Source organism: Providencia sp. PROV024 (assembly GCF_032709665.1).
Taxonomy (GTDB): Bacteria; Pseudomonadota; Gammaproteobacteria; order Enterobacterales; family Enterobacteriaceae; genus Providencia; species Providencia huashanensis.
This window is the reverse complement of the sequence record NZ_CP120545.1, coordinates 4,072,224-4,093,769: the sequence shown is the minus strand read 5'-3', so window position 1 is coordinate 4,093,769 and position 21,546 is coordinate 4,072,224. Positions and strand designations below refer to the sequence as shown.

General features: G+C 40.2%; 21 protein-coding genes and 1 pseudogene. 14 read left to right on the top strand and 8 right to left on the bottom strand.

All coding sequences use genetic code 11. From position 1 onward, the window contains the following. Positions 1 to 114 precede the first annotated feature (114 nt). The 14 genes from P3L56_RS18875 (at position 115) to P3L56_RS18810 (ending at position 13,081) form a co-directional block, all read left to right on the top strand. On the top strand, positions 115 to 684 hold the full coding sequence (locus P3L56_RS18875) for a fimbrial protein (protein ID WP_042845650.1): 570 nt from the start codon (positions 115 to 117) through the stop codon (positions 682 to 684). Positions 685 to 816: 132 nt separating this feature from the next. Then, positions 817 to 1,284, top strand: a complete 468-nt coding sequence (locus P3L56_RS18870; protein ID WP_166685017.1) for a fimbrial protein — start codon at positions 817 to 819, stop codon at positions 1,282 to 1,284. Positions 1,285 to 1,324: 40 nt separating this feature from the next. Beyond that, positions 1,325 to 3,832 (top strand): fimbria/pilus outer membrane usher protein, encoded by a 2,508-nt coding sequence (locus tag P3L56_RS18865; RefSeq protein ID WP_198860960.1) that lies wholly within the window; start codon positions 1,325 to 1,327, stop codon positions 3,830 to 3,832. Positions 3,833 to 3,872: 40 nt separating this feature from the next. Continuing rightward, entirely contained in the window at positions 3,873 to 4,613 is a 741-nt protein-coding gene (locus P3L56_RS18860) for a fimbria/pilus periplasmic chaperone (protein ID WP_042845648.1), read from the top strand. A gap of 25 nt (positions 4,614 to 4,638) precedes the next feature. Further along, positions 4,639 to 5,238, top strand: coding sequence for a fimbrial protein (locus tag P3L56_RS18855; protein WP_166685015.1), 600 nt, complete (start codon positions 4,639 to 4,641; stop codon positions 5,236 to 5,238). Between the two features lie 17 nt (positions 5,239 to 5,255). Beyond that, positions 5,256 to 5,774 (top strand): fimbrial protein, encoded by a 519-nt coding sequence (locus P3L56_RS18850; protein WP_166685014.1) that lies wholly within the window; start codon positions 5,256 to 5,258, stop codon positions 5,772 to 5,774. 41 nt (positions 5,775 to 5,815) lie between these two features. Next, complete coding sequence (locus P3L56_RS18845; RefSeq protein ID WP_052219323.1) at positions 5,816 to 6,364, top strand: fimbrial protein; 549 nt, start codon at positions 5,816 to 5,818, stop codon at positions 6,362 to 6,364. A gap of 10 nt (positions 6,365 to 6,374) precedes the next feature. Continuing rightward, a complete protein-coding gene (locus P3L56_RS18840; protein ID WP_166685013.1) occupies positions 6,375 to 6,902 on the top strand; it encodes a fimbrial protein in 528 nt (175 codons plus the stop codon). Positions 6,903 to 6,965: 63 nt separating this feature from the next. Then, complete coding sequence (locus tag P3L56_RS18835; RefSeq protein WP_166685012.1) at positions 6,966 to 7,478, top strand: fimbrial protein; 513 nt, start codon at positions 6,966 to 6,968, stop codon at positions 7,476 to 7,478. Between the two features lie 39 nt (positions 7,479 to 7,517). Next, positions 7,518 to 8,279, top strand: coding sequence for a hypothetical protein (locus P3L56_RS18830; RefSeq protein WP_166685011.1), 762 nt, complete (start codon positions 7,518 to 7,520; stop codon positions 8,277 to 8,279). 636 nt (positions 8,280 to 8,915) lie between these two features. After that, positions 8,916 to 10,181 carry an S-methyl-5-thioribose kinase gene (gene mtnK / locus P3L56_RS18825; protein WP_166685010.1) on the top strand — a complete coding sequence of 422 codons (1,266 nt, stop codon included), beginning with the start codon at positions 8,916 to 8,918 and terminating at the stop codon, positions 10,179 to 10,181. 9 nt (positions 10,182 to 10,190) lie between these two features. After that, a complete protein-coding gene (gene mtnA, locus P3L56_RS18820) occupies positions 10,191 to 11,291 on the top strand; it encodes an S-methyl-5-thioribose-1-phosphate isomerase (RefSeq protein ID WP_048605932.1) in 1,101 nt (366 codons plus the stop codon). 43 nt (positions 11,292 to 11,334) lie between these two features. Beyond that, positions 11,335 to 11,982, top strand: a complete 648-nt coding sequence (locus tag P3L56_RS18815) for an L-fuculose-phosphate aldolase (RefSeq protein ID WP_042845637.1) — start codon at positions 11,335 to 11,337, stop codon at positions 11,980 to 11,982. 94 nt (positions 11,983 to 12,076) lie between these two features. Further along, entirely contained in the window at positions 12,077 to 13,081 is a 1,005-nt protein-coding gene (locus tag P3L56_RS18810; protein WP_042845635.1) for a multidrug DMT transporter permease, read from the top strand. An 81-nt stretch (positions 13,082 to 13,162) separates the two neighbouring features. Here the strand turns inward: P3L56_RS18810 and P3L56_RS18805 are convergent, their stop codons facing one another. From P3L56_RS18805 to P3L56_RS18770, 8 genes and pseudogenes are all read right to left on the bottom strand, one after another. Then, complete coding sequence (locus P3L56_RS18805) at positions 13,163 to 14,167, bottom strand: sugar-binding transcriptional regulator (RefSeq protein WP_210831649.1); 1,005 nt, start codon at positions 14,165 to 14,167, stop codon at positions 13,163 to 13,165. Between the two features lie 398 nt (positions 14,168 to 14,565). After that, the gene (locus tag P3L56_RS18800) at positions 14,566 to 16,209 is read right to left on the bottom strand and encodes a thiamine pyrophosphate-binding protein (RefSeq protein ID WP_210831648.1); all 1,644 of its coding nucleotides are present in this window, start codon (positions 16,207 to 16,209) and stop codon (positions 14,566 to 14,568) included. A gap of 41 nt (positions 16,210 to 16,250) precedes the next feature. Next, positions 16,251 to 17,720 carry an aldehyde dehydrogenase gene (locus P3L56_RS18795; protein WP_129466529.1) on the bottom strand — a complete coding sequence of 490 codons (1,470 nt, stop codon included), beginning with the start codon at positions 17,718 to 17,720 and terminating at the stop codon, positions 16,251 to 16,253. Between the two features lie 13 nt (positions 17,721 to 17,733). Next, complete coding sequence (locus P3L56_RS18790) at positions 17,734 to 18,525, bottom strand: aspartate dehydrogenase (protein ID WP_042845630.1); 792 nt, start codon at positions 18,523 to 18,525, stop codon at positions 17,734 to 17,736. Positions 18,526 to 18,535: 10 nt separating this feature from the next. Further along, positions 18,536 to 19,330: an SDR family oxidoreductase gene (locus tag P3L56_RS18785; protein ID WP_042845628.1), complete on the bottom strand. Its 795-nt coding sequence runs from the start codon at positions 19,328 to 19,330 to the stop codon at positions 18,536 to 18,538. Positions 19,331 to 19,340: 10 nt separating this feature from the next. Next, entirely contained in the window at positions 19,341 to 20,180 is an 840-nt protein-coding gene (locus tag P3L56_RS18780) for an alpha/beta fold hydrolase (protein WP_048605943.1), read from the bottom strand. A gap of 15 nt (positions 20,181 to 20,195) precedes the next feature. Then, a complete protein-coding gene (locus tag P3L56_RS18775) occupies positions 20,196 to 20,708 on the bottom strand; it encodes a cupin domain-containing protein (protein ID WP_042845626.1) in 513 nt (170 codons plus the stop codon). A 24-nt stretch (positions 20,709 to 20,732) separates the two neighbouring features. After that, a pseudogene (locus P3L56_RS18770) lies at positions 20,733 to 21,293 on the bottom strand (MFS transporter); the annotation flags it as partial. Positions 21,294 to 21,546: the final 253 nt, after the last annotated feature.

Sequence of the window (21,546 nt, the reverse complement as noted above, 5' to 3'; positions counted from 1 at the left end):
TCCTTAATTAGAGTAATTAAGGGTTTTACTCATGCCTATAAATAGGTATGAGCTTAGTGTCAATGTTAATAATCATTCGGTTATTAATTTATTTTAATTTATATAGGTAAATATATGAAAAAGTTAGTTATCGCAACAATGGTTTTTGGTGCAATGAGTGCGTCAGCATTAGCAGTTGATGCAGGTACTGGTAAAGTTCATTTCAGTGGTTCAATTATTACAGCGCCATGTTCAATTGCACCAGGTGATGAAAACCAAGAAGTACCATTAGGACAAATTTCTAATACAACACTTGAATCAGGTGGTATGTCTTCAGCTCAACCATTCGCAATTAAACTGGAAGGTTGTACTTTAAATGCAAAATATAAAGGTACAAATGAAGATGGTGAAGAAGTTGAATTAACTTACAATAATACTGTTAATGTAAAATTCACCGGTACTGAATGGGTTAATTCTGGTAATAATACTGGTTTAATTCAAATTACTGGTGATGGACAAGGTGCTGGTGTTAAATTAATGACAGTTTCAGGAAATAAAATTGACCTGAATAGCTCTACAACCCAAAACTTTGTTGCAGGGGATAATTCACTAAGATTCCAAGCTGCTTTGCAAGGTGTTTCAGGTGCACAAGTTAACCCAGGCAAATTTGAAGCAACTACAAACTTTGTTCTTTCTTATAACTAAGTTTCTGCAAAATATTAAGTGCTGACCTATCAGGAAAACGCTAAATACTAAATAAAGGACATACCACCAATGATTGTTATCAGGAAAATCACGGGCTTCCTAATTTTATTAATTATAGGAGCCAATAATTCTTTGGCTGATAACAATACTATTATTGGTAAGGTAAATATGCAAGGAAGCATTTTAGAAACAGCATGTGCTATTTCAATGGACTCTTATGACCAATCAATAGATATGGGTGTAATTCCAATGAGTCTTATAAATCAATATGGTCATAGTCCAATAAAGTATTTTTCAATTAAATTAATTGGTTGCCATTTAGAAACGTTATCAGGAAAGCATTGGAATTATTTCACATTAACATTCGATGGACCAGCCAAAAATAATTTGTTCGAATTATTTGGTCACGCAAAAGGAATATCGTTGTCTCTAGAAGATGAAAAAGGAAATTTAATATATCCCAGTGTTCCTCTTAAAGAACACTCAATAATACCTGGGGAATCAAACTTAAAATATGGTGTGAAGCTTATGAGAAATGGTTTATCTCTAAAGTCAGGTGGATATAGAACAACAATAAAATTTAAAGTTGATTATCACTGAAGATATTTGACATTTATTTTTGGGTAGTCAGGAAATTAATATGCCTATTAAGCAAAGTAAAATACGACAATATATATTAAAAGGCTTGATCATATCAATGCTCTATAGCAGTATGCTGACTACCACATTTGCTAGGGTAATTGAATTTAATACTGATGTATTAGATGTAGAAGATAGAAACAATATTGATTTAGAACAGTTTAATCGTATTGGATTTATTATGCCTGGTACGTATAACTTGAAAATTAATATTAATGGTCATTCATTATCTGAAATGTCAGTTGTATTTAATGAAAGTGAAACTTCAGATTCAGGTAGTGTGGCTTGCCTTTCCCCAGATATTGTCGAAAGATTAGGGTTAACAAAAGAAGCCTTAAATAAAGCATTATGGGAACAGGGTGGCCAATGCTTAAATTTAAATAGTTTAGATGGGATGTCTGTTGAAGGGGATCTATCTACCTCTTCACTTAATATTAATGTCCCTCAGGCCTATTTAGAACAAATTTATGAAAACTGGGACCCTCCTAGTCGTTGGGATCATGGTATTTCGGCTTTATTATTTGACTACAATATAAATGGAGCAATTAACGATTCGCTTGAACAAGATCAAACATCATCATCTTTAAGTGGAAATGGTGTAGCGGGTATTAATTTAGGTGCATGGAGATTCCGTGGTGAATGGCAATCTCAAATCAATCGTACAACTGGAGAACAAAAAACAACTCAACATAATTTTGATTGGAATCGTATCTATGCTTATCGAGCGATAGCCGCTTTGCAAGCAAAATTAACTCTAGGTGAGGATTTTTTAAATTCAGGTGTATTTGATGCATTTAAGTTTATTGGGCTTGGATTGCAATCTGATTTGAACATGCTGCCGCCTAACTTACGTGGTTATGCACCAGAAATAGTTGGAACAGCAAAGACAAATGCCACAATTACTATACGTCAGCAAGGAAGAGTGATTTATGAAACACAGGTCGCTCAAGGCCCATTTCGTATTCAAAACCTCAGTGATGCAATTACAGGAAAAATGAATGTTACAGTTGCTGAGCAAGATGGGACCACACAAACATTTGATGTTGATACCGCCAGTCTGCCCTTTTTAACACGGCCAGGTCAGGTTCAATATAAATTTGCAACGGGAAAACCTATTGATAACCAAGGCCACCGTCAAGGCGTGAGCTTCGGTATGGGAGAATTTTCATGGGGAGTCAGTAATGGCTGGTCATTATTTGGTGGAATATTAGGTAGTCAAGACTATAAATCAACATCTATTGGTATTGGTCGTGACCTGTTGGTTTTTGGCGCGCTTTCATTTGATATCACGCAGTCTATTGCAAATATTCCTAACGATGGTTCGTTAAAAGGTAAATCTTATCGTCTGAATTATTCAAAGCGTTTTGAGGAATATAACAGTCAAATTAACTTTGCTGGTTATCGTTTTTCAGAACGAGATTTTATGAATATGAGTGATTTTTTAGATTTTCGAGTAACAGGTATGCGTTATGGCTCTAGCAAAGAATTATATACGTTATCAATTAATAAGAACTTTATTGAAAGTGGTCTTTCTTTGTACTTTAACTATAACCACCAAACCTATTGGGACCGACCAGCCAATGATTATTACAGCTTAATGCTATCAAAATATTTTGATATAGGCAGTTGGAAAAATATTAGTGCAACTGTTTCCGCAAATAGGCAGCAAACAGACTCAAAAAGTGACGATAGCATTTATTTTTCAGTCTCTATACCTTGGGGAAGCTCTGCAAGCCTCGGTTATTCGATGGATATAAGTCATGACAATGTTTCAAATAATGCATCCTATTTCGATACATTAACAGAAAGAATGAATTATCAATTTAACATCGGAAACAATCGTAAAGGCGCGACAACAAGTGGGTACTTTTCATATCAAGGAAATGATGCTTGGCTTTCTACTAACGTTAGCTATGCGATGAATCAGTATCGTGCCGCTGGGTTTAGTGCAAATGGCGGATTAACAATAACACCAGAAGGTGGGGCATTCCATGGTTCTAGCCTTGCAGGGGGAACTCGGCTCTTGGTTGATACAGATGGTGTTCCTGATATTCCTATTCGTGGCTCAGGTATTGCAGTTAAAACGAATTTATTTGGTAAAGCAGTCATTAGCGACATGAGTAATTACAACCGAAATAATATACAAATTGATTTAAATAACTTACCCGATAATGCAGATGCGCAGCAGTCAGTGCAACAAGCAACATTAACGGAAGGAGCCGTCGGTTATAGACACTTTGATGTGTTATCAGGATTAAAAGGTATGGTCGTTATCAGGTTAGAAGATGGGACATATCCCGCTTTTGGTTCCCAAGTTAAAAATAGTAAAGGGCAAAACACCGGTATTGTCGGCGACGAAGGGAATACCTATTTGAGTGGAATTAATGCCGATGAAGTAATGCGAGTAAATTTATCTTCTAACCAAGAATGTAAAATTGTTTTTCCCAAAAAGTTGGATGACTTATCGGGAGGGTTATTGGCACTTTGTGTTCGAGAAAATCACCAATAATCTAATGTCTAAATAAAGAAAAAGTAAAGGTATATAAATTATGAAATATAAATTATCCCACAGTTTATTAATAGGGCTATCCAGCATTTTATTGGCAAACATGTCTTTCGCTGGTGTTTCTTTAGATCGCACTCGCATTATTTTTGACGGTAATCAAAAATCTGTCACTTTAAATATAAACAATAATAATCCTGAGCTACCTTACTTAGCTCAAGGTTGGTTAGAAAACCAAACTGGTGAGAAAATTACTAAGCCATTAGTTGCGTTGCCACCAATTCAACGTTTAGAGCCTAGTAAATCTAGCCAAATTAAAATTGATTTAATGCCAACGATAAACGAGTTACCACAAGATAGAGAAAGCCTATTCTATTTTAACTTGCGCGAAGTGCCACCTAAAAGTGATAAAGATAATGTATTGCAAATTGCGTTACAAACGCGAATAAAATTATTTTATCGCCCAGCAGCTATCGTTCCAAAAGATGATGAAAAACCATGGCAAGAAAAAATCACATTAGAGAAATCAGGACATGAGGTCATTGTCAAAAATCCAACGGCATATTACGTCACAATTTTAAATGCATTTTCAGACAGATTAAAAACCGATCCAAATGATTTTGCTCCAATAATGATCGCACCATTTGGTAGCGAAAAATTAGGTGTAAGTACAAGTGTTTTAGGTAATAACCCCGTACTGATTTATATCAATGATTACGGTGGTAGACCTGAATTACATTTCCGCTGCCAAGAAATGAACTGTCAAGTAGAAGAACAGAAATCCTGATACTCTTTAAGAAAAGGAATATAAGATGAATGTCTTTCAAAAAAAATGGAATCCTGTTCTATTACTATTTTCTATATCCGGAATGACATTTGCAGAAAATCAATTTCCAATTAATCATTGGGATGTTGATGGGCAGCATGGGCAAGTGCATGTGAAAGGAATACTAACAGAAAGTCCGTGTCGTATTGCAATGCATTCAATGTATCAAGATATTGAAATTAGCGATTTAAAAACAGCAGATTTTCCCAGTATTCATTCTATGGGAAATGAGTATCCGTTTTATATTGAACTACTTGATTGCCTTGCAACACCCGTTAACATGTTAGATCCGTACTCTGGTAATATGACATGGAGTAATGACCAACCTGGGTTTTCAATAAGGTTCGTCACAACTAAAAGTGAAAATATGTCGAAGTATATCTCAATTAGAGGTATTGAAGGCTTAGGCTTAGTACTGAAAGATAAACAAGGAAATACTATTACTCTAGGGGAATATACAAAACCTAAATTAGTTCCACAAGGGCAAAGTATTTTAACTTACAGTGTGATTCCTGTTAGAACCTCGATGAATATGACGCCAGGTAAATTTTCATCGGTTATTAGCTTCCAATTAAATTATGATTAACTCTGAGTAAAATTCATATGAAAGAGAGTATAAGTATTTTAATAATTTCGACACTAGTATCTATTTTGAGTATACAAATTCCATCTGCATTAGCAGCGAATTCTGTAAGGATTAATTTCAAAGGAAACTTAATTCAAAACCCACCTTGTGAAATTACAGGGTTAAATGGTAATGAAATTACTATTGACTTTCAAGATATGGTTATTAGAAATATAACTGGAATGAATTATATGCAGGAGATTAAATATAAATTGACTTGTGATGCGCCAAATAATACAGGGCTTTCATTAAGTATAAAGGGGACTGCTGCTAGTTTTAATACAAATTTACTTACAACGAGCAATACAAATTTAGGTATTTCATTTTATAGTGGATCTACAAATTTATCTACAATTCGTGTAAATCTTGATCCTATAAAGTTTCCAAATAGCCGTCGAGACCCTATCTATGCTAATCCAGTAATTAATGCTAAAGCAGCTAATATTACAGCGGGTAGTTTTACTGCAACTGCAACGCTTTTAGCGGAGTATGAATAAGGTTAAAATTTATTATTCAGTGTATCTATAAAGGTTTTCCTATGATAAAAAAAGTTAACATTTTTGCTAAGATGATAAACTATTTCTTATTTATATTTTTAATATTAAATAGCCCTAATGTTTTTTCTAATAACTCTACGAGCTTATCATTTAAAGGAAATCTTATTGATACACCTCCATGCGATATTTATGGAACAGAAGGCATCAATAAACCAGTTAATATTCAATTTAGTAAGATAGCGATTCAACGTATTGATGGTAAACGGTTCCAAAAAAATTGGTCTTTAAATATTGACTGTGGAGCTAATTTAGGCAGTAACGTGTCTTTAGAGCTAAATTATATGGGGAACCCAGTATTATTTGATGAAAAAGCATTAGAAACTTCCCGAGCTGGTATAGGGATTCGTTTATATAACGCAACAGATAGTACCGTTATTGCACCGAATGATAAGAAAAAACTTACTATGACAAATAATGGTAAATTACAGATTCCGCTATATTCTATACCCGTAAAAATAGCCAAGCCTACTACACCGATAATAGAAGGGAAATTTACAGCAACAGCAACAATTTCCATTAATTACCCCTAAGGAAATTAATATGAAAAAAATAAACTCTGGCCTATTTTGGGGTTTTCTAATGATGCTATGCGCAGCCTCATTTGGAGATAATAATAATACAGTTCAGTATGAAGGCACGTTAATTTCATTACCTTGTACAATAGATGAGAGTACGCCAACTGTAGTTGAGTTTGGTGTTATTGTTGATAAACAGCTTTATTTACATGAAAAAACATCACTAAAACCATTTTCTATTATTTTACAAGATTGTGATGTATCTATTGCCAATACAATTTCACTATCAGTTCAGGGTACTGCTGGTAATGTAACTTCGGATGGCTATTTAATGCTAAATCCTAGTAGTACAGCGAAAGGTGTTGTCATAGGTTTAATGGATAGCTCTGGGAAAAAGATACCTATGAATTCAGTGTTATCTCCTATTGCCATTTCAAATGGAACAATGGCGATTCAATTGAATGCCTTTGTTAAAATTGAAAGTCAAAATGAAACAAAAATAATACCTGGTGAGTTTACGGCTATGCTCTATTACACCTTGGATTTCAATTAATATACAAGTAAATTTTAAAAATGTCGTATTTGAATTCTAATGAAAGACCAATAGGTGATTTAAATGAATAAATCTAGAAAATGTAAAAGGGGATTTGTAAATGGTATAACATCCATACTTATATTTCTTGTTAATTTTAACGTTAATGCTGCAATATTTAATACGAATGTTAGTGTGATTGTTTTACAGCAGACTTGTGATATCACATCATCGATAAATCCAAATCAACCTATTACTATTGATTTTGGTGATATTTCTGTACCTAAAATTAATGGTTTAGAATATCAAAGGGAAATTCCTTTTAATTTAAATTGTTCTGATGGTGCAAATAACCCTGCATTAAAGCTACGAATAGTTGGGAGTGATGGCATATATTCCACAATGTTAGGGACAAGTAGAGATAATTTATCAATTATATTCCGATTTGGAAATAATATATTAAATTTAAATGGCTGGGCTAATTTTAATTACAGCTTAAGACCCAAGTTGACAGCCGCGCCTTTTACAATGAGCCATAGCACATTGACTGGCGGCACGTTTACTGCAAGCGCCACTTTGGTGGTTGAATACCAATAATAATTAAATGGTTATTGAAAATTGAAGGTAATATTTATTATGCCAAAAGTTATTTTTATTCTTATTTTTTTATTTTCGAGCATCGCTCACGCTGATCGTACGATGCTTTCAAACGTCAGTCAATCAGCCGCTTTATTAGTTACCGCTTCGTGGTTTACAACTGGAAGCAATAATCCTGCTGAAAATACAGTAATACCTTGTGCAGGTTCTCAATGTAGCTATGGTGTGGTTTTATACTATCAAAATGGAAGTATTATTGATTTTAATGGTCGAAGTATACCTGTTACAGCAGGAATGACTTGGAAGATGGCGAATGATGCTTTTGTTCGCCGATTTGGTGCAACAGGAATAGCAGCATGGCAATGGAATTGGCAACCAAGCCAATGGGATGTTTGTATAGGCGCAATCCCTGTAAGGTCAGGTGGATTCGGAGGAATAGGGAGGCCTTTTTCAATTTATAGTTCCCCTTGTACACCAGTACCGCCTGTTAATGTCCAATGTAACGTAAATGGTGATGCTAATATTACACACGGTACTTTAAATGCTGGGCAAGTTAATGGGCATACAGCAGAAGCTACTATTCAACTAAGCTGTAATCGAGCCGCAACAGTTTCAATTGAAGTCCCATCTCCAGATATTGATTTAGGTGGCGGTGTAAAATCTCGTGTTAGTGTCACAAACGGTAGTCGTATTTCGGTTGCCAATTCAGTGGCCTTAAAAATTAAATCGGTATTAAGCGGCACAGCTCCAACAGCAGGACAGCATTCAGGTAGCACAGTAATTGTATTCAATATTGTTTAGTTTAGAGAAAAAACACTATTTAGAAAATTGAATGCAATTCAAAACCAGCCCTGCCTAAATATACCTACCATCCCCTCCTGATGAGGGGGGAATGTGAAATCCCTCATTAGGGAGGATGATGTATATCAGTACTTAATCATTTATTTTGTTGTGTATTTATGTAGCTAATGAATTTTCAATATAGGGAGATTTGTGGGTATAAAAATAATGACTAAAAATAGAGTATTTAAATAGCAAATACTCTGAATGAATATAGCTAAAAGCCCCTCTTTTTACTCTAATAACCTATATATACCTAGCCATGACCACCCCGCCTTAAAATCAAATTCAGTTTTATCCTTAAAAATGAAGCGTTCGTAAATTAGATAAGAAATATTTAGCGCTCAATACTGAGAAAATTTAACCACTGTAGCAGTGAGGATTATCCTCTATATAACTATACAAATGAACTGTATATAAAACATAAGATAATCATGCTTAGGGTGGTTTTTATCGTCTTTAGGCTAAATCTTACCTGTGTCTCAATTTATTGGCTTTCAAAAAGTGAACATAGATCACATTAACTTTTACAATTGATAATGTATACTTTGCATATGTAAAGCATAAGGCGATTAAACAACAGTAAGGGGATTTGTTATGTTGGACTCAATTCCAGCAGGCTACAAGCCGCTGACGTGTGAAACACTACCAATTTATTTAGCTTCCAAACTGACTTCGTCATGCGAGTTAGGTGGAGAGCCTAATCAATGGAAAGTAAATGAAGTTGGTGATGGTAATTTGAATATGGTGTTTCTTGTTGAAGGGACACAAAAAACAATTGTGGTAAAACAGGCACTACCATGGGTCAGGGCTGGAGGGGAAAGCTGGCCATTGTCCCTGACTCGAGCAGGTTTTGAATACAATATTTTATCTCAAGAAGCTCGCTGTGCAGGCCATGAATTAGTTCCTGAAGTCTATTTTTATGACCAAGAAATGGCACTGTTTGCGATGGAGTACCTTTCACCTCATATCATCCTGCGTAAAGAAGTGATGGCAGGTAAAAAATTCCCAAAACTTGCTGAAGATATTGGGACATTTATTGCCAAAACTCTTTTTTATACCTCAGATATCGGTATGAAAGCCGATCAGAAAAAAGCGCTGACCGCTCAATTCTCTCTGAATCATGAGCTTTGTAAAATTACTGAAGATCTGATCTTCACTGAGCCATATTTCAATGCCGAACGTAATAATTGGCTATCCCCTGAGCTAGACCAAGCAGTAGAAAAGATGTGGCAAGATAAAGAAATGATCCAAGTTGCCATGCGTTATAAATATAAATTTATGACTGAAGCACAATCATTGTTACATGGTGACTTGCATTTAGGCTCAGTAATGGTCACCGAGAGTGATACAAAAGTTATCGACCCTGAATTTGGATTTATGGGACCAATGGCGTTTGATATTGGTAACTATATTGGCAATTTACTGATGGCTTTCTTTTCTAGACCAGCATGGGATGAAAATCCATCAAGTCGTGTTGAATATCAAAACTGGTTACTTGACCAAGTCGATTCAACTTGGTCTGTTTTTGTTCGAGAATTCCGCCAATTATGGAATACAAAAACACAAGGGGACGCGTGGCCTTCAGAACTCTATCAACATGAACTCGGCCGCCAAGCTTTACAGGAAGCCCAAGACCAATTCTTTGCCACACTACTTGAAGATTCCTTAGTCAATGCGGGAATGGAAATGAACCGCCGCATAATTGGATTCGCAGGGGTGGCAGAGTTTAAACAAATTAAAGACATTGCTCTTCGTGCTGAATGCGAAAAACGCGCACTTACCATGGCTCGCGAGCTTATTGTCAATGCCAGTCTTTATAAAGAGATGGCTTCAGTTATCCAATTAGCTAAAAAACAGTAAGAGGAATTCATGAATATTGAAGGGAAACACTATCGTACAGTTTGGGTTTCTAAAGATGGAAAATCAGTAGAAATTATCGACCAAACTAAACTGCCTTTTAAATTTGAAGTACTCACGCTCGATTCCGCACAAAAAGTAGCAACTGCTATTCAAGAAATGTGGGTGCGTGGGGCGCCTTTGATTGGGGTTGTTGCTGCTTACGGAATGGCACTAGGTATGCAACAGGACCCGAGTGATAAAAATCTACAATCAAGTTATGACTTGTTAATCAAGACCCGACCTACTGCTATCAATTTAAAGTGGGCACTCGATAGAATGATGGAAAGCTTGAAGGATGCTCCTGAACAGACGCGTAGGGACATTGCTTGGGAGCTTGCCGGAAAACTGGCCGATGAAGATGTCGAGTTGTGTGAGCAAATTGGGCTCCATGGCGTAGAAATTATTCGGGAAATCGCGAGTAAAAAACCGGCAGGCAGTGTCGTAAATATATTGACTCACTGTAATGCAGGCTGGCTTGCCACGGTCGATTGGGGGACCGCACTTTCGCCAATTTATAAGGCTCATGAAGAAGGGATTCGTATTCACGTTTGGGTAGATGAAACTCGCCCGCGTAATCAAGGTGGCCTTACTGCATTTGAATTGGGTTCACACGGAGTTCCTCACACATTAATTGCTGATAATGCCGGTGGTCACCTGATGCAGCATGGCGAAGTGGACCTATGCATTGTTGGTACTGACCGAACCACAACGCAGGGGGATGTCTGTAATAAAATTGGAACATATCTAAAAGCGCTGGCGGCTTATGATAATCAAATTCCATTTTATGTTGCGCTCCCATCTCCAACTATCGACTGGACGCTTAAGGATGGGAAAACAATCCCCATAGAGCAACGCAATGGTGCTGAACAGTCACATGTATATGGGATCAACCCCGAGGGTGAACTAAGTTGGGTTAATACTGCGCCGGCAGGCACCACATGTGGTAATTACGCCTTTGATGTCACGCCTGCTAAATATATTACTGGATTGATCACGGAGCGTGGTGTTTGTGCAGCGAATGAACCTGCATTAACCAACATGTTCGCCGACCTAAAAAATTCGGTTATTTAATTGAGTGCGCATGGGGTATATGCACGCTTTCTAAGGAACTAAGATGGAAAGACTCAAATTAGCGGCAGATATTATCGTTACTTGCCAGGAAATGAATGCTTCTGGGTTGAATCAAGGGACGTCGGGTAATGTCAGCGTGAGGTATCTTGATGGAATGCTCATTACACCAAGTGGTATACCTTATTCGAAAATGACACCCGATATGATTGTTTTTGTTGATGGTCAGGGGGTATCAGAGTCTGGAAAAACACCATCAAGTGAATGGCTCTTTCATCTGGCTTGCTACCAAGCCAGACCTGAATTAAATGCGGTTATTCATACACATGCGGTGAACTGTACCGCGGTATCCATAATGAACCATGCGATCCCCGCAATTCATTATATGATAGCGGTGACAGGGACGGACCATATTCCTTGTATTCCATACCATACATTTGGTAGTGCTGAGCTTGCAAACAGTGTGTTTGAGGGAATTAAATCTAGCAAATCACTTTTGATGCAACACCACGGCATGATAGCGATGGAAACAACACTGGAAAAAGCGTTGTGGCTTGCTGGAGAAACAGAAACTCTAGCAGATCTCTACATCAAAATAGGCGGACTACACAGCAAAGTTCCCACTTTATCTAAAGAAGAAATGACAATAGTCATCGGTAAATTTAAAACGTACGGTTTAAAAACTGACGCTTAAATTCAACTTGTTCTCATCGATAGCAGCCATTTTATAAAATGGCTGCCAACCTCTACCTATAACGATTAATTATAATTATCCCAAGGAGTTATTCATGTTTATCGTGGAATCATATCCTATAGCAATAATTATGTGTTTTATCACGATGATTTGTTGGGGGTCATGGGCTAACACAACAAAACTAGTCAGTAATAAGAAATGGGAGTTCCCTCTCTTTTATTGGGACTATTCTCTCGGTGTTTTATTCTGTTCTCTATTATTTGCTTTTACTCTCGGGTCAATTGGTGAAGAAGGCCGTAGTTTTATTTCTGATATTCAGCAGGCGGATATCAATATTATCTTTCTTCCTATATTGGCAGGTATGATTTTTAATGTTTCAAATATTCTTCTTGTTGCTTCAATTAGTTTAGCTGGTATGGCTGTTGCATTCCCTGTCGGTGTTGGGCTTGCATTAGTTCTCGGTGTTATCACAACTTATATTGGTAGCCCTCAGGGGGACCCAACTATTTTGTTCTTAGGGGTTGCTTGTGTAGTCGCCGCAATCATCCTAACTGCGATTACTTACAGCCGTGTTACTCAATCATCGGATAAAAGTCGCCGTAATAAAGGCCTGATAACTGCTATTTTTGCCGGTATCATTATGGGGTCATTTTTCCGTTTCCTCGCTCAATCGATATCAGGTAATTTAAGTGAACCAGAAGCGGGGTTGATGACACCTTATTCTGCACTTGTATTATTTGCTTTAGGTTTGTTTTTATCTAACTTTGTCCTTAATACACTGGTAATGAAAAAACCAATCGTAGGAGAACCAGTTAAAGGGAAAATGTATTTCTCTGGTAGCTTAAGGGACCATCTCTGTGGTTGGTTGGGCGGAATCATCTGGTGTATTGGTTTAGGGCTGAGCCTAATCGCATCAGGGCAAGCAGGGTATGCAATATCCTATGGATTAGGGCAAGGAGCTACTATGATTGCCGTGATTTGGGGGGTATTTGTTTGGCGTGAATTCGCCAGCGCACCAGCTGGCACGAATAAGTTACTCTTAGCTATGTTTTTGCTGTATATCGCCGGTATTGTCCTTATCATAGCGGCAAATCAGTAAATATTTTGCCCCATTATGTCTATAGTGGGGTAAATATTCTTTTTTATTAGGTGGGCCGTAAAAAGTGCGGCACCTTGCTCTTTAGGATGGGGATGAATCAACGTTGGGCAGCTCGCAGGATAATAAAAACTCAGCTGTTCCTTCATCAACAATAAGGTCTGTGACATAGCCGCCGAGTAATGCCCCTAAGGTTGCAGCATAGCCGTTCTCGCCCCCAGCCAGAAATATTTTACGCTCAATTTGCCTTAATTGGGCAAGGCTTATTCCTAGTATCCGTTGGTCAACTTCAGCAATAACAGGTACTCCATTTTTGTCGTAGAACCGGCCACAAATGACGCCGACGGCCCCTGCATCTCGGTAGTTTTGCATTTCTTTTTTGCTTAGGACACCGACTTGAATTAACGGGTTTTCATCCAGTGCGCTTCCTACAACAAAGAAGGCTTTTGTGCAGTGAGTTAATACTTCAAAATTAGCACGAATGATGGGTTCAGCTTGTAATTCCATGGCTAACCTTGCACTGGAGACAACCGCTGGGACATGAAGAGAAGCCACTTTCCCTGACAGTTTAAACGCTATTTGTGACGACGATTCGAGGATTGTCAGGTCTGGCTGAGAAGGCATGGAACCTAGCATCTGGATCACGGTGACATTTTTACATGAATTTGGTGTCATCGTTTTGCTCATCTCATGGATGGTTCTTCCCCAAGCAACCCCAAGAACGTCATTGTTCTCGATAACTTGGTTTAAATACATCCCTCCAGCACGGGAAAGTCTGGAACGCATCAATTTTGAGTCTGTTCGTTTTCCGGCATGCTCGCCATCAGGCACAATGATAACTCGATACAAACCAAATTTATCACGAATACGTAAAGCGGCATCAATTGAGCCAAAGACATTGGTATCTAAATTGATCTGAACTAAACCATTTTCTCTAGCAGTTTGTAGATATTTGATGACGGTGACACGCGAAAGGCCCATTAGGGCAGCGACTTCAGTCTGGCTTTTGCCTTCCTGATAATATAGCCATGTTGCGTGTAATACAGGATCATCATTGAACAAGCTGCTGTTTACTTGCTCTTTACTCATTATTGTCTCCTGGCATCATTTGGAAAAGCCTAGTTTAAACTATAAGAATATTACAGCCAGTCTTTCTCAAGGTTGTTTGCTTTTTTGAGCGGGCAAATCATTATTGGGTTAATTCGTGAATAGAACAATAAAATTTAGAAACGATGCTTTGTATTATAAGGAAAAAAATGGTGATGCCCTAACTTCTATTTAAATATAATTTCCACTATCCACTCTCAATGTAAAATACATAATAACCTAACAAATACTAACCTGTTGTCAGGAGCGGATTTTTTGCCATATTGAGCAAAATGTGGTGAATCAGCTAGGAAAGTAATTTGTATCAGACATAGGAGAGTTTTTTGTTTAATGGATTTGTAAAGCGCGACGGAGTGCCGCGCTCGATAAGAAGTTAGAGGTTAAAATAGTTTTTTCTGCGGGGGGCCCGAGAAATTCATTTTACCGATATGATTCATTAATACTTCAACGACAACTGGCCGCTTTAAAGCAACAGCTTGATGAAGTATAGGTTGGAATTCGCTGGGTTTATCTACCGTTAGGGCGGTGATCCCCATCGATTGTGCTAGTTGGCTAAATGATGGTGTTAATAACTCATTATAATATTGGCGACCTGAGAAATATTTTTCCTGAATACCACGCATGACACCATAACCTTGGTCATTCATGATTATCAACACAATCGGTAGTTGTTCTTGAGCCATAGTCGCAAGCTCACCGACCCCTAACATCAAGCCGCCATCCCCAACTAAGCCAATCACTGCGGTATTTGGGTTGGCTTTCGCACTACCAATGGCCATCGCAAGGCCTAAGCCAATGGCACCCGCTAAGGAATGAATATTGTGCATCGGCTGTGTAGCTTTTAATAAACGGCTGCCCCATAAGCTGCCTGATACAGTAATGTCCCGCACAAAAATACCATGTTCGGGTAAGGCTTGCTCGACAGCATCACTGAGTTCACTGTATGGCCCGCATTGTGCCCTTAATTGCTGTTCTGCCAACTGAACGGCTTGTTGTATTTGCTGTTTCCATGCAGAAGAAACTGGGCGGTTAGCTTGCTCAATTTTATCGGCAAGCGCATTAAGCAGGCCTTTACAATCCCCTGTGATATTGAGGTCGGCTAAGTAATTGCGGTTTGCCGCTAACGGGTTAATATCAATTTGGATGATGGGGTGAGGTAATGGTAATGACCAAGTTTTAGTCTCATTACTGCGTAACCGGGAGCCCGCGACCAGCGTCAAATCACATTCACGCATTAATGTATCAATTGAGTCCGCATTATGAAAAGCACGCAGGCTGAACGGGTGATCATCCGATAAAATACCTCTTCCATGGGTGCTGCTGATTACGGCGACACCTTGGTTAGCCAAGCGTTTAACGGCTTCTACCGCCTGCAATGCACCGCCACCGACCCACAATAATGGGCGCTGTGCATGCTGAAGTTTGTCCCAAATGGCTTCTATCTGTGATGAGCAAATTGCGGGCAAAGTTGGCACAGAAAGTGGGGCACTTAATAAGGACAATGGCACTTGAGCACTTTGAATATCAATGGGGATTTCAATCGAAACAGGGCCACATGGGGCGGTTTGCGCAACTTGGATTGCTTTATGCAGTGTCGCCACCGCTTGTTCTGGTGTATGTACACGGAATGCTTGTTTAGAGCTTGAACGCAAGAAACCCAGTTGATCCGCTGTTTCATGAATAAACCCTGCATCCATATCTAAATAGGCTTTTTCAACCTGCCCAGTAATGTGGAGCATTGGTGAACAAGCATTCATAGCTTCAATCATTGACCCCACTGCATTTCCTGCTCCAGCCCCCGTACTCGTTAGCGCGACGCCTAAGCCACTAAAACGGCTGTGTGCATCGGCCATAGTTACTGCTCCGGCTTCTCCACGGCTTGGGGTAAAGTCAATTTTAGCACGACGGCCAATCGCATCGGCAATAGGTAAATTGTGAATAGAAATAATCCCGTAAACCGTTGTGACTTGGTATTGTTCAAGTGTTCTGGCGATAGCTTCGCCAACTGTAATCATTTCAGACATTGTATTCTCCTAAATGCAGCCGTAATCCTTTAACGGATAAGCTATTCACACCAACGGTTTGGTTGTGGGTTAAGTGCCAAAAAAAGGCTTTTTTGTTGCATATAGGCTTTTAGGCTTTCTAAGCCTTTTTCTCTGCCAATGCCACTTTCTTTAAAGCCCCCAAATGGGGTTGAGATGGAAAAAACTTTGTAGGTATTGACCCAAACTGTTCCTACATCAAGGGCATCCGCCAGTTTAAAGGCGCGAGTATAGTCGCGAGTCCAAATCCCCGCAGCCAGCCCATAAACGGAATCATTAGCTTCTTGGATCAATGTGGCTTCATCATCAAAGGGGATCACCACTAAGACGGGGCCGAAGATTTCTTCTTGGCAAACACTAGATTGATTACTGAGGCCTTCAATAATGGTCGGTAAGAAATAATTGCCATTTTGTAGTGCGGGGTCTGTGGGAACGGTACCGCCAAGGCGAATATGACCGCCTTGTTGGACGGCTTGTTCAACGTAGGTTTTGACGCTATCACGGTGAGCCGTTGAAATTAAAGGCCCCACATGGATGCGTTCTTGCCTTGGGTCGCCAATAATCAAGTTCTGGGTTAATTGGGTTAATTTTTCCATAAAAGGTTGGTAGATATCGCGGGCAACAAATAAGCGAGAACCTGCGATACAAGCTTGCCCCATTGAACTAAAAATACCGTAACAGACTCCATGAGCGGCAATGTCTAGGTCAGCATCTGCTAGCACAATTGTTGGGGATTTCCCACCCAGTTCGAGGGAGGTCGTGATCAGTTTATCAGCCGCAATATGAGCCAGTTGGCGACCCGTGTTTGTCCCCCCGGTGAAAGAGATTTTTCGCACTAACGGGTGGCGAACCAATGCATCACCCACAATAGAGCCTTTTCCCGGTAATACGCTGAGTAAGCCACTTGGTAACCCTGCTTGTTCAAAGAGTTCTGCCAATTTTAATGAAATTAGTGGCGTGGCTTCTGCAGGTTTTAAAATAACCGCATTACCTGCGGCAAGCGCCGGAGCAATTTTTTGCATATCGCTGGCAATGGGGGAGTTCCACGGTGTGATGGCGGCGATCACTCCGATGGGTTGGTAAGTGCTTATTGTCATCAAGTCTGGTTGGCGTCGAGGTGGAAGCTCCCCTCCAGAAACCTCACAAACGGCGGCAAAATAACGTGCGGTGGCGGCTGCGCTCATGACTAAACCACGCGCTTCAGCCCACGGCTTCCCGTTGTCCAAAGTTTGTAATTGCGTTAAGGTTTCACGCTGCTCATCAATCAATGCGCTGACGTTATATAAGATAGCCGCGCGTTGATGCGCAGGCATATTGCGCCAGGTAGGTTCTCGCCAAGCTTTGTCCGCCGCGTTTACGGCGTCTTGGACATCTTCAAGGCTGGCACTGTTGAGAGTAGCAACGACATGGTTATCACCCGGAAAACGTGATTGCATTTCAGGTCCACGACCTTGTTGCCATTTTCCCCCCACAAAAATATCCATTTTATTCATGATTAGGCTCCTATTAGCTTACCTGTTGCTCAGCAATACGGCGGCAAATTTCAACGGCACTTAGGGCTGCAAGCATAGATGTCTTTGGGTTTGAAGGTAGGGGGTTGCCATTTAACTCAATAGAAAAATGCCCGAAATCCCCTCTTACATCAATTTGATGCGAATTTTTGGTGGTGTCCGGATCAACGATGAGTTGTACCTGAGTTGCATCCATACCTATGCCATACAGTGCAACGGTAGCGGCAACATTAGCATTGGCTGGGAAGTTCAAGGCAGCTTCTCGCGCACTACCACTAAAAAAGGCGGTAGCTTCAGAGACACTCGATAAGTCGATATAACGCTCAGCAGCACCATTGCGCCAACTGGCAGGGCTTTTACGTGACTGATAAATGACGTGGGTAATGTTCGCCTCTTTGGCTGCTCGTAAACCATCAAGCCCAGCAACCGCGCCTGAGAGAGGAATTAGTTGGCTTTGATGACGCTTTGCTAATGTGGTTAGTGTGTTTTCGAAAGTGGCATCAGCCAGTACACCAGTGGAAATAATGGCAAGAGTCCAGCCCCTTTGTAAAATGGTTGGCGCATACTGCTGTACCGCTTGATGACCAGCACACTCCAACACTAAATCGGGGTGTTCGTTAAAGTCATCAAGGCTATCAATAGGGAGCACCGCGCCCTTGAAGCGTTCTTGTATTGCGTTATGGTGATGAGGGCGAGCCACAACCCAGCGAAGGGTTATTCCACTAGGTAAACGAGCAATCACTTCTTGTGCCATTGCACCATAACCAATCAACATTAATGTTTTCATAATTAACCCTTTAAATGTGATGGCTAAAGCCACCCGAAATATCTAAAGCGGCACCGGAGGTAAACGAAGCCATCGGTGAAGCTAAAAAAACTAAGGCACGGGCTGGTTCTTCTGGTTTCCCCAAACGTTGCATCGGGATCCCTCGCTTGTTAGCGATATCGCCAATCCATTGCTGCCAATCCAAGCTTTTATCACTCCGGTTTTCGAAACGACGCCGCCATTGGTCTGATTCGACCATACCGAGCAAAATTGAGTTAACGCGTATCCCTTTGGGTAGCAATGTTTTCGATAAATTTAATGTCATGTTCAACAGAGCAGCGCGTGCGGCAGATGTGGCGACCATATGGGGCTCGGGTTGTAACGCTAATAACGAATTAACACAGGTAATTGACGCAATATTGGATTGTTCTAAGAAAGGTAAAAAAGCATTTACTGGGTTAATGACACCAAATAATTTTAATTGTGCTTCATGTAACCAAGCGGCTTCAGGAGTGTCAGCATAGCTTGCAACATAGCCTTGACCCGCATTGTTAATCAGAAGATCAACTTGCCCATAGTGTTGATAAACATGTTGAGCGAAGTTTTCTGTTTGTGCCTTATCGAGGACATCACAGCGCTGTGCGATAAATTCCCCTTGAGGGTAGAGAGACCGTAATGTATTGAGAGCGTGTTGTAGTTTTTCAGTATCTCGACCACAAAAAGCAACTTTACAACCTTCGTCGAGTAACAGTTTGACTGTTGCAAAACCAATACCAGAGCTCCCTCCAGTCACGACAGCAATACGGTTATTTAACTGTAAATTCATAAGGATTCCTTTATTCGACTGGGTTGTATACCGTCTCTAAAAATTGTTTCAAATGGTGATTAAACTGTGTGGGGGTATCAAGGTAACTGGCATGTCCCGCTTGTTTAATCAACCAAAAAGGGCACTCTTGTTGTATCGCGAGCTGCTGTACTTGTTGTGGTGGCGTAATGGTGTCATCAGCGCCTGCCAGTATTTCGATTGGCCCGTTATAACCCTTTAAATACAAACTAATATCGTCATGGGCTAACATCCATGCTGCCGCAAGAAAGCCTTGGGGATTAAGTTTTTCCATATTTTGTTTCACCCAATCGATTTTTTCTGGGGTTGCATTGGGTGATAGTAGGGCGGCGGCTCGGTTTTCAGCATAGGCTTGTAACCCTGAATTAGTTACAATCATCTGCCGTTGTTGATACACGGAAGCTTGCTGTTCAGGGCTTTTAGAGGCATAGCCTTGAGCTGGATTAGCTAAAAATAACCCTTTTACTTGCTGAGAATATTGTGCGGCAAAAGCGCTAGCCATCAAGGCTCCGAGTGAATGCCCGACTAAAACGACCTGTTGTATTTTTAGGCTATCTAAAAAAGCTTTTAATGCTGTAGCATAGTCAACAGCAGTTGGTTTCGCTGTGTTGAGCATTGAGCTGCCCGAATAGCCGGGAGCATCCCAGCTATACAGTCGATAGTGGTCGGTCAGTGATGAAGAAGCCAGTTGGCTTACCCATGAGGCTGAGCCAGAGCTGATCCCGTGCAATAAAACGACGGCATGCCCATGACCTGAACAGCGCCAATTAAGGCGGTATTGGCCAAAATCAGCCAGTTGTTGTGCAGGAAGTTTTTCGATTGGCAAATTCATCACTGATAACTCCGGTTAGTTACGTTTCACTTTAGATAACGGGTGGTCTTCTGGGTAAGTCGGGATTGCAGGCTTTTGTGTGCCAATCATCACGCACATTAATGCCTCTTCCTCTCCATGATTAAATAGACCACGGTAAATCCCCGCTGGAACAGAAATTAGGTCACGTTCTTTGAGAACCGTTTCATACTCTTCGTCACCATCACGAACAAATAGCGTAATAGTGCCCTTCAGCATGAAAAACACTTCTTCAACATCAGGATGTAAATGTAAGGGGCCTTCACATTTGGCAGGTAATACCATGGTGGAGAAAGTGAAGTTCTCTGCGGGGACGGTATTCACGTCATTAGCAACACCTGTTGCACCAGTACCGATGTAGCGCATTTGGGCACGACGATATTTAGGGTCGTAATCAGCTTGGAATTTCAAGGCGTTCCAGTCATATTTACGGCCTTCAAGGCGAGCAATTCGTGATTCTATCCATTGTGCCATTGGGATATCTTGGGGTTTGATTTGAGGTTGTGACATAGCGTTATCTCCTACACAGAGTGATTAGTATTTTTTCAGTAGAGGCAGAAGTAGTAGGCTGCCGACTAAACCAATAATTACGATAAATAACAGCCCGCTATCCATAGTGTGAGTGGCGGTGATCAGCACCCCCATCAGCAGAGGTGCCGCCGCGCCAGCGAGGTTTCCTAGGCCATTGAATATGCCACCGGCCAATGCACTGACTTGTTTTTGTGTGACTTTAGCGAGTAGAGCGAAGATATTGGGAGCACCTGCTCCCCACATAAACATGCTAAATGCCATCATGAGGATGATGCTGTAGGTATCAGTGAGGAATAGCACTCCAGCTAAGCCCAATACCGCACCTAAGAGAGATACAAAACACACTAAAGCTCTACGGTCATAGCGGTCAGACAACCATGCGCCTATTCCTTCGCCAAACAACATGGCGATAAAGGGGAGAGAGGATAAGACCCCTGCATGCTCTAAGTGGATTGATTTCCCTTTAATTAAATAGCTTGGTAACCAGCCATTCATCCCCCAAAGATAAACAAGAAAAGCGATGTTAAACAGGCAGATAATCCAAAAATGGCTATTTTGGAATAAGCGTTTTTTATGGGCTTGTATGGTCGCGAGTTGTATGTGGGGTGTGTCTAGGTTATGATGATGTTTTGTTTCATATAAGAAACTCAAGCTGACATACGCAGAGTAAAGTGCAGACTAAGCTGGTCGTGTTAGAAAATGTGAGAGAATGGGGGGTGAGAGAAGAGGGGGAATAAAATTAAAATGGCGCCTTATTTAGACGCCACTAAAAAAGCGTTTCACGTATAGTTAAAACTGATTGAAGAAATAACTTAAT